The following is an 11,564-nucleotide window of genomic DNA, read 5'->3' as shown; positions in this document are numbered from 1 at the left end:
TGATTAATTTGCCCGGTCGAGAATATTGAAGGCACGGTAATACTTATCGTCGGTCAAAATGCCGAACAACACTAATGACGCACCGGTTGCGAGTGAATGTTGATATGTTCCAGGAAAAAACATCAACGTCGGCTGTTTCTTAGCGATTTTTTGCAAGTTATTTAATATGTTGTGTGAGCGAATGTAGGGGAACACTTCACCCACCCCAGTCACAAACATCACATGATGTTCATGCTCCTTCATTTTTTGCGCGATCCTTGGAATGAGCACTGTCTCAGTATCTAAAATACCCTGTAACTCTTCTTTCAGTTCTGCTCGTGACAGAGCCGTTTCCTCGGCTTGAAGCCATTCCCAGTCACCTTCATCCTGCAAAACCTCAATCACCAAGTCGTACAAGTTGATGTCCAGTACGTTGACGGCTTTGTTCTGCAAATCGTTTTTGAGCTGTTTGATCAGCTGATTCATGTCCGAACTGAGAGCAGGTTCAAACGGACAAATATGAAAAGGAACTTCGTTGTTTAAACCTTGGTTTTGTAAAAATGGCGTACTCGAAACCACGGCAAGCAGATGGCTATACGCTTCAGCCAGATTCTTTCTGGTAACCGTGTTTTGGCTCATTAATGAAGATTTATCAGAATTCATAACCTAATGGCTCCGGGAATAAAGGCCAAATCAGCTTCCGATGAACAATTCTGAATTGCCGACGAGAGCATTTGAGGAATAAGTTGATTGTTATCATTGAGCAGATCGCATTGCCGCATCATCTGAAAAAGCGCTTGGCGCGCGTTTGAACGGGTTTTATCAGACACGTTTTCGAGCTCTGGATGCCAATCAGCTTTCGAATTAAAGAAATACCCATAGTCGTCATGAGAAATTTCATACCGATGCTTGTCGTGGGCTTCCGCTAATACTTCAAGGGTGAAATCGCCGATAAATGGATACTGCTTACATAAGGCAATCCATACCAGTTGTTTGACATCTTGTGCGACATCATCGGCAATAAGCTCGATTTGTGCACAAGTGAGCAGCGATAAACGCTTCGTTATCTCACTGAGCAAGATGTCACTTGAGCGTTCGGTTCTGGTTTGCATTAAATTGGTTTGCTTGATCTGTTGTTTAACCAACGACCAATCGTTTAACTCACGATAACACTGCGCGACTAGCACTGTTTCGTGTAATAGAGCTGGGCGTGCAAAACCAATTTTATATTTCTTATTCAAAATGCTTTCTCATCTTTGCTGAGGCATCAATGGGTTAAGAGTTTATCATCTTCTTTCGGATAAGGCTCGTTGTGGCTAAGGAAGCTGCCGGTGTTTTTCAAGATAGTTCAGCAATAGTTTCTGATAGCTTTTCGAGAGCTGTTCGCCGTTCCTCCAAGTAGTCATGCCGGTTATAGATGCCTTCGACCCCTTTGAGCTTGTGATTGAGGCAGCGTTCGGCCACGTCACCGGGAGTGCCTTGCTTCGCTAGCAAACTGCGGCAGGTTCGTCTGAGGTCATGCACCGTAAAGTGGGGCATGTCGCCCATCAGGATATTGGGTTTCTTGGATTTACCTGGATCTCTCCCAAACAGTTTGGAAATGGCCCGATTGAGAGTGTCTTTCCCCATGTGCTGTTTGTTGCCTTGGCGACGATTGGGAAAGACGTAATCTGAACCGCATGCTCTCACTTCTAGTTCTTTAAGCCACTCCATCACAATGGGCGGGAGGGGGATGGTGAGACCTACGCCGGATTTACTGCGTGAAGCAGGTAGGTTCCATTCGCTCTTGGTTAGGTCAAATTCAGACCAAGTAGCTTCTGTCAGCTCTGATTTACGTACTCCCAGAGTGACCAGGAGCGTGCAGGCAAGGTAGTTATCCCGGCCAAAATAGGCCGGACTTTTTGCCGCCACCTCGAAAAATTGCTTCAATTCTTCTAGTGTTAGGGCTCTGTCTTTGGCTTTTTCAATACCACCAGCATCGGTAACCGAAAAGGCGCTGGCCGGATTGAAAGCAATTAAGCCAAGTTTGATGCCGTGGTTAAAAAGCTGTTTGCAGTGCATCAGCGCATCGTTGGCAATGGTTGGGCGACCACTTTCGGTGATTTTTCTCAGAATATCCCGGATATCCATGGGTGTGACGTCATTGAGTGGGAGTTTTCCGATTGTAGGCGCTATATCCTTGGAGAATATCCTGAGTGGGATCTCGGGGTGCTTAAGACGTTTCACTAACCCTGGATACCAATCATCAAACAGGTTTTGCACGGTAACGACTTGGGTGCGAGCTGCTTGCTGCCTTTCCTGTATAGGGTCGCAGCCAAGCCTTACCTGCTTCATCTGTTCGGCAGCCCGCAATCGCGCATCAGCAAGTTTGAGATCTCCATACTTGGCGAGCGTCATTTCTTTGCGCTTACCCGCATAGCTGTACCTCAGCATCCAGTATGGTGCTCCGGACTTTGGGATCACCAAGTAAAGCCCATCACCGTCAGCATAACGACCGACGGTCGATTGCCTAAGCTTTGCCTCAATTTCTTTTACCGTCAGTAAGCCCATTCTCGCGACCTCCCTTTGTGCCATATCGGCAATAGTAGATAAAGTTGACTTGTTGTCATTTTACCCACCATACCACTTGCTTGTGAAGACCTGTTTACCCACCACTTTACCCACCATTTGGTGCTGGGAGTGGTGGGTTTAAATGGACGTTAATGGACTATCTGTTTGCTCAAATTATTGTTTTAGTGTTATATTTTGTTGCTTCTTGGTGTCATCAAACATCATTCCACGTTTTGGATCTGCTCGCGCATTTGTTCGATGAGCACTTTGAGCTCGACGGCGGCGGCGGTGATTTCGGTGCTGATGGATTTAGAGGCGAGGGTGTTCGATTCGCGGTTAAATTCTTGCATCATAAAATCTAAACGGCGACCTTCGCTGCCGCCTTTTTTGAGGATGCGGCGGGCTTCGTTAACATGGGCTTCGAGCCTGTCCATTTCCTCAGCCACATCTTGTTTTTGCGCTAACAAGATCATCTCCTGCTCGATGCGGGCGGGATCGAGTTCACCTTTGATTTCGGCGAGACGATTGGTGAGTTTATCGCGCTGATATTCCATCACTTTAGGCATATGCTCGCGCACAACGGCGATTTGCTCGCTGACGCCATCCAAGCGGCTTAAGAGCATGTCTTTGATGGCTGCGCCTTCACGGCCACGGGCTTCAATGAATTGGTCGATAGCTAAGTCGAAGGCGGTCATTAAATCGGCACCCACCGCGTCCATATCCTGCTCAGCACTAGAAAGTACTCCTGGCCAGCGCAAAATATCGGTGAGGTTGACTTCGCCTTGTCCTGCTTCTTGTTTGAGCCAACTGGCGGCGTCGAGTAGCTGCTTGGCTAACCCTTGGTTTAATTTAAGTTCGTTATTGCTGTTATCGGCTAATTCGTAGCGTAAATTGACCTCGACTTTACCGCGGCTTAAGCGTTTACGCAGGCGGTCGCGTAAAACGGGCTCGAAGCTGCGGAATTGTTCTGGCAGACGTAGGTAAGTTTCGAGATAACGCTGGTTGACTGAGCGAATTTCCCAAGAGGCAGTGCCCCATTGTGCTTTGTGCTCAATGCGAGCGTAGGCTGTCATGCTTTGGATCATGGGTTGTCCTAGTGGTTTAATCGTCATAATGAGAGGCGATTATAGAGTCAATGGCTTTAGGATTAAAGGCATACCACTACTCGCGAGGAGGATTAGGTGTTTGTGTGACGAGTTTGCTAGAGAATCACCCTAAGCATGGCATCTATAGGCACAAAACCCTATAATATGCAGCCAAAATCGGTCAATGACTCAGAATACAGGAATTTCGCATGCGTCCAAGTAACAGAACGCCAGCACAAACACGCCCCATTACTATCACTCGCCAATTTACGGCCCATGCCGAAGGTTCTGTGTTAGTCGAATTTGGCGAAACTAAAGTGCTTTGTACCGCCAGTTTTACTGAGGGTGTACCGCGTTTCCTTAAAGGTCAGGGCCAAGGCTGGGTAACGGCGGAATACGGCATGTTGCCACGCTCAACCCATAGTCGTATGGACCGTGAAGCCGCTCGTGGTAAACAATCTGGCCGCACGCAAGAAATTCAACGTCTTATCGGCCGTGCGTTGCGTGCCTGTGTGGATATGAAAGCGCTGGGTGAAAACACCATTGTCATCGATTGTGATGTGATCCAAGCTGATGGTGGTACTCGCACCGCGTCAATCACTGGTGCTTGTGTCGCCTTAGTGGATGCGCTTAACTGGGCTCGTGGTAAAGGCATTATTAAATCTAACCCGCTTAAGTTCTTAATCGCTGCGGTCAGCGTGGGTATCTACAACGGTGAAGCGATAAGCGACCTAGAGTATGTTGAAGACAGCGCAGCCGAAACCGATATGAACGTGGTAATGACAGAAACCGGTAAGATTATCGAAATTCAAGGCACTGCCGAAGGTGAGCCGTTTACTCACGAAGAGTTGATTGAGCTACTTGGTTTAGCGAAGAACAGTATTCGCGAAATCGTCGATGTGCAGAAAGCCGCATTAAATTAATTGTTATTGATAAAAAGCCCCGTTATGGGGCTTTTTATTAAATCAATATTGCTATAACCCAATAAAAATAGAACGTTAAAGTCGTAAGGAGAGATTGTGAAAGCCTATCAACGTGAGTTTATTGAATTTGCCCTAGAGCGTCAGGTGTTGCGATTCGGCGAGTTTACCCTTAAATCGGGCCGTATCAGTCCTTACTTCTTTAATGCAGGCCTATTCAATACTGGCCGTGATTTAGCCCGTTTAGGGCGTTTTTATGCGGCGGCGTTAGTGGATTCTGGCATAGAGTACGATCTGTTGTTTGGCCCAGCTTACAAAGGTATTCCGATTGCGACCACGACAGCGGTGGCTTTGTGCGAACATCACGATATCGATATTCCCTACTGCTTTAACCGTAAAGAGAAAAAAGATCACGGTGAGGGCGGTAGCTTAGTCGGTAGCGAGCTTAAAGGTCGGGTGATGCTGGTGGATGATGTGATCACTGCGGGTACTGCGATCCGTGAGTCGATGGAAATCATCGAAGCTCATCAAGCGCAGCTCGCTGGCGTATTAATTGCGCTGGATAGACAAGAAAAGGGCAAGGGCGAATTGTCGGCCATCCAAGAGGTTGAGCGTGATTTTGGCTGCGGTATTGTGGCGATTATCAAGCTTGCGGATCTGATCCGCTATTTATCTGAAAAACCAGGTATGGAAGCGCAACTAGCAGCGGTAAGCCAGTACCGTGAGCAGTATGGCATCGAGGCCTAATAAGGCTTAAGCGTGTTATAAACCGCTAAAACAGAAACGCTGCTATTCAATAAGAATGGCAGCGTTTTCGTATATCTCACACAAAGTAAGGTCTTACTTCGACTGGTGTAAAAACTCGGCGCGGGTCGCGGGGTTGGATTTAAAAATGCCACCTAAGGCCGTAGTGGTGGTTGAGCTGGTGGAGTCCATTACGCCGCGGGATTTTACGCAGTAATGCACCGCATCCATTTTAACCGCAACATCTTTAGTTTCGAGCAAGGTCTGCAGCGCGACTAACACTTGCTGAGTCAAACGCTCTTGTACCTGAGGACGTTGGGCAAAGAAACGTACAATGCGGTTAATCTTTGATAAACCAATAATTTTTTTACGTGGAAGATACGCAATGGTTGCCGTGCCATCAATAGTGACAAGGTGATGTTCACAGGTACTGGTCAGGCTAATATCCTGTACGCGCACCATTTCATCAAAGCCCATTTTGTTATCAATCACAGTGATCTTCGGGAAGTTCGCATAATCTAGACCGGAGAAGATTTCGTCGACATACATTTTGGCGATGCGGCGTGGGGTATCGGCAAGACTGTCATCAGAAAGATCCAGTGACATGAGCGTCAGAATTTCCTTCATATGGTGTTCAATCTTGTCCTTACGCTCTTCAGGAGTAAACACACTGGGGAGCATGGGGGTTTCAAGTCCGCGCTCTTGTAGGGCGGCCTGTACTTTTACTGCTGCTTCACTTAATGACATTTTTATCCTCCACTACTTCAGTAGCGGCTATCACTGAAAACCTAGCACTGGTCGCTGAATATCAGCAATCAGGCGCGCTAGGGTATAAATCGATTCGTTGTCACTTGGACAAGAACAAGGTGGGGCAGAATAGCGCGAATTGCGGATAATTCATACCAAAAAACGCTTACGCTGAAGATGAAAAAGCCGATAGTCCTTATCGATTATCGGCTCCTTGGGGCGCTAAAACATCATTATCTTGATGAAGATAGCTTTTATTTTAGTTAAGGCTAAAGTTTCAGGTTAGTTTTTAAGAAGCTCAGCATCTGATCGTAATACTTGGCTCTATGAGTATCGTTATAAAAACCATGACCTTCGCTATCCATCACCAGTTTTTGGTAGGGATAATTATGGGCTTTGAGGGCTTTTTCGAGTGATTCCAACTGTTCAATTGGCGCTCGCTCATCTTCACCACCGTGAACGAGTAAGAGGTTCGCTTTTAATTTAGCAACGTTTTCAGAGGGAGACATGGCTTTTAGGGTGGCTTTATCTTGGCCAAGTACGTCCTTAAGATAGCTTGTTCCTGAACGTGTTCTGGCGATGTCACCTTCATTAAACATCAACTCCAGATCATACACACCGGCAACCCCTACCGCGCATTTAAACATATCGGGCGCCAATACGGCACTTTGTAGTGCGCTATAGCCGCCAAAGCTACCGCCAGCGATACATACCCGTTCCTTATCGGCAAAGCCTTGGTCAATGACGTATTGAGTTGCGTCTATTATGTCGTGCTGAATATCGGAGCCCCATTTTCGATAGCCAGCTTGCTGGAAGCCCTCACCATAACCACCTGAGCCGCGGAAGTTAACCTGCAACACCGCCATGCCGTTTTGAGCAAGTAATTGATTTTGTGCATCAAATCCCCACCAATCACGAATGCCATGGGGACCGCCATGGGGATTAACGACCAAGGGTAGATTTTTGGCTTCTTTGCCATAAGGTAGCGTTAAGTAGCCGCTTATTTTTTGGCCGTCACGGTTAGTGAAGCTAATAGGTTTGACCTCCGCCATTTGCTCTGGGTCGAGCCATTTACGGGCGGCGGCGAGATACTCTAGCTTGAGCTTTTTCGTATCAAACACATAGTAATCACCGGGATTGCGGTCATTAAATGCAATCACCACCAATTGCTCACCATTACGGGTTTCGCTGACAATCCGTACTTGATGCCCAGGTAGGGCAGCAATTAAATCCTTAAGTAGTTTGGCGTGGCTGTCGTTGTTATCCACAAAGGCATAGCTTGGATAGCCATTTTCAAACTCAACGGCATAAAGCTGCTTATTGGTACCGTTGATCCAGAAGTTATTGGGATCAACGACCTCATCTTGAATGATCTCGGCCTTCTCGCCTGTTTCGAGGTTGATGCGATAGACGCCTAAGGTTTCAGTGCCTACTCGACCCGCAGCATAGATGGTATTTTTATTATCAGCGAAGGAGATCGGTGTAAAATCACTTAAGCCAAGGTTGAGTTTATCGGTATTTATCCACTCGCCATCTTTGCGGTAAAACACTTTAGTGATGTTTTTGCTGTCTTTCCCTGCCACAAAGCGGACTTCACCATCATGGTCGGTCATAAAGCGAGCTTGGCCTATGGGAGAGCCTGTGATGCGTTTACGCACCCCGCTAAAAAGGTCAACGCGGTAGACATCCTGAGGCGTTTCACTCAAGTCAGGGGCACCAGTCCATGGGAGCGCATTGACCAGCATATAGCGTTCATCATCCGGAAGAGGATCCAGAATGAATGCTGTGGCATTTATGGCGGTGTTTTTCTTGATATTTGAACCTGTCTGTTGCTCACCGCTGTTATATCCAAAGAGATATTTAGGGCGAGAACCATCGGCGTTGACCGCCATTAATTCGCCGTAGTATTGGGGCACATCGCTCCAGCCCTTAAGGTATTCTTTTGCCAGTACAATACGCTCGCTATTGGCCCATTCATAGGTGCCTACCTGGGCGTTGCTTGGGAAGCGAATCGCATTCAGCAGTTTTTTGGTTTGAGCATCTAATACTATGAGTACATTTTTACCCTCAACACTGGTAATTGCACTTAAGTATTTGCCGGTAGGTGATATTTTCACATCAGCGTACTCATCACCGCGACTGAATAATTGTGATTGTGATAATGCATTCTTGGCCGATGTTTCAGCCGCGAATGTGTTGATTGGCATGATGGGTAAGCAAATTACGGCCAATGCAGCAAATGGCAAAGATTTCATCTGACATCCTTGTAATATTATTGTGGTTTTAGTTTTAACAATGTGTAAACAAGATTAAAGCAAAAGCACTACTGATACAAGGAGTCGGGATAAAAGAAAGGACGGTGATTACCGTCCTTTATGTTGATAAATCATTAGCTTTGCAACAGCTGATGCTGAATAAAGCGCCACTGTTCATCGAAGTGTTGTGTGGGTTTTAGTTTAAACTCACTGCGGACAAATTGAGCAATTCGCCCCTCTGCGAAGGCTAACAGCAAATTAGCTAAAATAGCCTCATCTAAATTAAAGCCTTTGCCTTCTCGCAGGGTCTTTTCCCGCAAAATTTGCTTAAGTTGAGTTTCTATTTTTGCAAATAGCGTACTAATGCGGCTACGCAGACGCTCATTTTCACCTAAAAGCGCATCACCATTGAGGACGCGCGAGATCCCTGGATTACGCTCGGCAAAAATCAGCAGTAGTTGCAGCACCAGTTGACAGCGTTTCATGGTGTCTTTTTCATCATCCATGATGATGTTGATACGAGAGAGTAATGACTCTTCAATAAACTCAATTAACCCTTCGAACATCCGTGCCTTACTCGGGAAGTGGCGATAGAGTGCCGCTTCCGATACGCCGACTTCTGAGGCGAGTTTAGCGGTGGTAATACGTTGTCCTGGGCTGGTTTCTAGCATTTGTGCTAGGCATTGCAGTATGTGTTCACGACGATTAATTTTTGGGCTTACAGCCATTGCAGTATCCTTCGCTCAATAACGATTCAGGTTATTTAGTGCCAGAATGGCCAAATCCACCTTCACCACGGTCTGAGCTATCGAACTCATCAACGAGTTTGAATTGTGCTTGTACCACAGGGACAAACACCAGTTGTGCGAGACGATCACCGATTTCTAAGGTAAATGGGGTATCGCTGCGGTTCCAACAAGAGACCATTAAGGGCCCCTGATAATCCGAATCGATGAGGCCAACGAGATTTCCAAGGACGATACCGTGCTTATGCCCAAGGCCTGAACGCGGTAAAATCACTGCTGCAAGGCCTGGATCTGCTACGTGGATGGCGATACCCGTTGGGATTAACTGAGTTTCTCCTGGGGCTATCGTCATTGTGGTATCTATCATGGCGCGAAGATCCATGCCTGCGCTGCCTGGTGTGGCATAGGCAGGCAGCGGGAATTCAGAGCCAATACGGGAATCGAGGATCTTTAATTCAATCGGTGTTTTCATTTGTGTTGTTTTTCTTTCACTATCAACGAAAGTAATTGGCGAGCCAACGTGAGTTTATCGGTAGCAGGCAAATCTTGACTACCCTGTGGCCAGAATACGCGCAGGGCATTGGCATCGGCGTTAAAGCCTAGACCAGCAACGGATACATCGTTTGCCGCGATCATATTCAAATTTTTACGTTTGAGTTTATCGCGGGCGTAGGTCTCTACATCATGGGTTTCTGCGGCAAATCCCACCATAAAAGGACGGTTTGCCAAGCTTGCGACCGTCGCTAAGATATCAGGATTCCTCACCAGCGCAAGTTGCATTTCTTCCGCTGACTTTTTGATTTTACTGGTGGCAATATCGCTGACTCGGTAGTCAGCAACCGCCGCACAGCCGATAAAAATATCTTTATTATCAACATTCTCCATCACAGCATCGAGCATATTCTGTGCCGATTCGACATTGATGCGCGTCACCCCTTCAGGCGTGGCTAAATTTACGGGTCCTGCGACCAAGGTCACATCGGCGCCCATATCGGCCGCGGCCTTCGCTAAGGCAAAGCCCATCTTGCCAGAGCTGTGATTAGAGATATAGCGTACAGGGTCGATGGCTTCGCGGGTTGGGCCTGCGGTGATCAGTACCGATTGGCCTGCTAGCGGTTGTGATTCCTGTTCAGCATAGACATCTTTTGTTGCAAAAAAGCGACTCGCAAGTTCGGCAATTTCGAGCGGTTCGAGCATGCGGCCTGGGCCCACTTCACCGCAGGCTTGACTGCCACTTGCCGGTCCCCAAAGGGTGTAACCACGGCTTTGTAAACTGGCTAAATTGGCTTGAGTGGCGAGATTACGATACATCTGCTGATTCATCGCAGGGCAGAGCGCAATTGGCGCTTCAGTGGCAAGACAAGTGGTGGTGATAAGCTCATCCGCCATGCCTGCATTGATTCGGGCGATAAGATTTGCTGTAGAAGGGGCGATAATGACTAAATCGGCCCAGCGCGCCAGTTCAATATGCCCCATCGCCGCTTCGGCAGCGGGATCGAGTAAGCTCGATGATACAGGATGTCCTGATAAGGCTTGCAGTGTGAGTGGGGTAATAAATTCCATCGCACTTTGGCTCATGACCACACGTACATCAAAGCCGCGTTCTTTTAAGCGGCGCACTAAATCCGCACTTTTGTAGGCCGCAATGCCGCCACCAATACCCAGCAGGACGTTTTTCGTTATCAGGCTCACAGACATCATCCGAGATTGAAATAATGTCGCCAACCATACCACAAAGCGATGAATTGGCGTGACTGTCCCAGTTCAAAAAATCTCGTCCATACTTGCTAAAGTAAAAATATGCGACGACAGGAGGTCACATGGCGATTAAGGATTGGCCAGAGGGCGAAGGGCCGCGGGATAAGTTATTGCTAAAAGGCGCTAGTCATCTCTCGGATGCCGAATTACTGGCGGTGTTGTTGCGTAATGGCCTGTCTGGGCTGAATGCCGTAGACCTTGCCCGCTCACTTATTCAAGAATTTGGTGGTTTAAGAAGCTTACTTTGTGCACCAAAGCATCAGGTGTGTCGACTTCCTGGCGTGGGACCTGTAAAATACGCCCAGCTTCAAGCCGCGGCTGAATTAGCGAGGCGTGTGGCACAAGAAAACCTGCAGAGAGGTCAGGTTTTGACAAATCCCGATTTAACTCGGGATTATTTAATGAGACAATTAGCTGACCGCTCCTATGAAGTGTTCGCAATTTTGCTGCTGGATAGCCAGCATAGAGTGATTCAGTTCGTCGAATTATTCCGCGGAACAATAGATTCAGCCTCAGTGTACCCACGTGAAGTGGTGAGCTTAGTGCTGGAGAAAAAGGCTGCTGCCGTCATAGTGTGTCACAATCATCCGTCTGGTATTGCCGAGCCCAGTCAGGCTGACAGACGAATAACTGAGCGATTAAAAAATGCGTTGGCAACCATAGATGTATCCCTGTTGGATCATATGGTTGTTGGTGATCGAGAGATAGTTTCCTTCGCGGAACGAGGCTGGATTAATTAATCTAACACTTGATCTTCACTCTGTGATCGTGTATAAAATG

Annotated in this window: 12 protein-coding genes; 3 read left to right on the top strand and 9 right to left on the bottom strand. The window is 47.3% G+C overall.

Annotation, left to right across the window (positions count from 1 at the left end; translation table 11 throughout):
- Window positions 1–3 precede the first annotated feature (3 nt).
- From M0413_RS16380 to M0413_RS16365, 4 genes are all read right to left on the bottom strand, one after another.
- Window positions 4–642, bottom strand: coding sequence for a DUF1788 domain-containing protein (locus tag M0413_RS16380; RefSeq protein WP_249554918.1), 639 nt, complete (start codon window positions 640–642; stop codon window positions 4–6).
- Complete coding sequence (locus tag M0413_RS16375; RefSeq protein ID WP_249554916.1) at window positions 639–1,220, bottom strand: DUF1819 family protein; 582 nt, start codon at window positions 1,218–1,220, stop codon at window positions 639–641. The genes M0413_RS16380 and M0413_RS16375 overlap by 4 nt, the downstream gene beginning before the upstream one ends.
- Before the next feature lie 97 nt (window positions 1,221–1,317).
- The gene (locus M0413_RS16370) at window positions 1,318–2,529 is read right to left on the bottom strand and encodes a tyrosine-type recombinase/integrase (protein WP_249554914.1); all 1,212 of its coding nucleotides are present in this window, start codon (window positions 2,527–2,529) and stop codon (window positions 1,318–1,320) included.
- Between the two features lie 221 nt (window positions 2,530–2,750).
- Window positions 2,751–3,614 (bottom strand): YicC/YloC family endoribonuclease, encoded by an 864-nt coding sequence (locus M0413_RS16365; protein WP_037422912.1) that lies wholly within the window; start codon window positions 3,612–3,614, stop codon window positions 2,751–2,753.
- Between the two features lie 209 nt (window positions 3,615–3,823).
- Between M0413_RS16365 and rph the strand changes: the two genes are divergently transcribed.
- Window positions 3,824–4,537: a ribonuclease PH gene (gene rph, locus M0413_RS16360; protein WP_011073930.1), complete on the top strand. Its 714-nt coding sequence runs from the start codon at window positions 3,824–3,826 to the stop codon at window positions 4,535–4,537.
- A 96-nt stretch (window positions 4,538–4,633) separates the two neighbouring features.
- Window positions 4,634–5,281 carry an orotate phosphoribosyltransferase gene (gene pyrE / locus M0413_RS16355; RefSeq protein ID WP_037422911.1) on the top strand — a complete coding sequence of 216 codons (648 nt, stop codon included), beginning with the start codon at window positions 4,634–4,636 and terminating at the stop codon, window positions 5,279–5,281.
- Window positions 5,282–5,374: 93 nt separating this feature from the next.
- On the opposite strand, the gene folE is transcribed toward pyrE, so the two are convergent.
- The 5 genes from folE to coaBC form a co-directional block, all read right to left on the bottom strand.
- Window positions 5,375–6,025, bottom strand: a complete 651-nt coding sequence (gene folE / locus M0413_RS16350) for a GTP cyclohydrolase I FolE (protein ID WP_037422910.1) — start codon at window positions 6,023–6,025, stop codon at window positions 5,375–5,377.
- Between the two features lie 269 nt (window positions 6,026–6,294).
- The gene (locus M0413_RS16345) at window positions 6,295–8,280 is read right to left on the bottom strand and encodes a S9 family peptidase (protein ID WP_249554913.1); all 1,986 of its coding nucleotides are present in this window, start codon (window positions 8,278–8,280) and stop codon (window positions 6,295–6,297) included.
- Between the two features lie 134 nt (window positions 8,281–8,414).
- A complete protein-coding gene (gene slmA, locus M0413_RS16340) occupies window positions 8,415–9,008 on the bottom strand; it encodes a nucleoid occlusion factor SlmA (protein WP_011073926.1) in 594 nt (197 codons plus the stop codon).
- Between the two features lie 31 nt (window positions 9,009–9,039).
- Window positions 9,040–9,498, bottom strand: a complete 459-nt coding sequence (gene dut / locus M0413_RS16335) for a dUTP diphosphatase (protein WP_011624324.1) — start codon at window positions 9,496–9,498, stop codon at window positions 9,040–9,042.
- Window positions 9,495–10,727 (bottom strand): bifunctional phosphopantothenoylcysteine decarboxylase/phosphopantothenate--cysteine ligase CoaBC, encoded by a 1,233-nt coding sequence (gene coaBC, locus M0413_RS16330; RefSeq protein ID WP_249554952.1) that lies wholly within the window; start codon window positions 10,725–10,727, stop codon window positions 9,495–9,497. The genes dut and coaBC overlap by 4 nt, the downstream gene beginning before the upstream one ends.
- A gap of 119 nt (window positions 10,728–10,846) precedes the next feature.
- Between coaBC and radC the strand changes: the two genes are divergently transcribed.
- A complete protein-coding gene (gene radC / locus M0413_RS16325) occupies window positions 10,847–11,524 on the top strand; it encodes a RadC family protein (RefSeq protein ID WP_011073923.1) in 678 nt (225 codons plus the stop codon).
- Window positions 11,525–11,564: the final 40 nt, after the last annotated feature.

The sequence above is a fragment of the Shewanella sp. 8A genome, assembly GCF_023475945.1.
GTDB classification, from domain to species: Bacteria; Pseudomonadota; Gammaproteobacteria; order Enterobacterales; family Shewanellaceae; genus Shewanella; species Shewanella xiamenensis.
The sequence above is the reverse complement of the archived record's forward strand: the minus strand, read 5'-3'. Positions and strand labels throughout refer to the sequence as shown.

What these genes read in the sequence shown, in the direction of transcription:
- M0413_RS16345 (WP_249554913.1), bottom strand. Translation starts at nt 8,280, where the DNA reads ATGAAATCTTTGCCATTTGCTGCATTGGCCGTAATTTGCTTACCCATC.
- dut (WP_011624324.1), bottom strand. Translation starts at nt 9,498, where the DNA reads ATGAAAACACCGATTGAATTAAAGATCCTCGATTCCCGTATTGGCTCT.
- coaBC (WP_249554952.1), bottom strand. Translation starts at nt 10,727, where the DNA reads ATGATGTCTGTGAGCCTGATAACGAAAAACGTCCTGCTGGGTATTGGT.
- rph (WP_011073930.1), top strand. Translation starts at nt 3,824, where the DNA reads ATGCGTCCAAGTAACAGAACGCCAGCACAAACACGCCCCATTACTATC.
- M0413_RS16365 (WP_037422912.1), bottom strand. Translation starts at nt 3,614, where the DNA reads ATGATCCAAAGCATGACAGCCTACGCTCGCATTGAGCACAAAGCACAA.
- folE (WP_037422910.1), bottom strand. Translation starts at nt 6,025, where the DNA reads ATGTCATTAAGTGAAGCAGCAGTAAAAGTACAGGCCGCCCTACAAGAG.
- M0413_RS16380 (WP_249554918.1), bottom strand. Translation starts at nt 642, where the DNA reads ATGAATTCTGATAAATCTTCATTAATGAGCCAAAACACGGTTACCAGA.
- slmA (WP_011073926.1), bottom strand. Translation starts at nt 9,008, where the DNA reads ATGGCTGTAAGCCCAAAAATTAATCGTCGTGAACACATACTGCAATGC.
- radC (WP_011073923.1), top strand. Translation starts at nt 10,847, where the DNA reads ATGGCGATTAAGGATTGGCCAGAGGGCGAAGGGCCGCGGGATAAGTTA.
- M0413_RS16370 (WP_249554914.1), bottom strand. Translation starts at nt 2,529, where the DNA reads ATGGGCTTACTGACGGTAAAAGAAATTGAGGCAAAGCTTAGGCAATCG.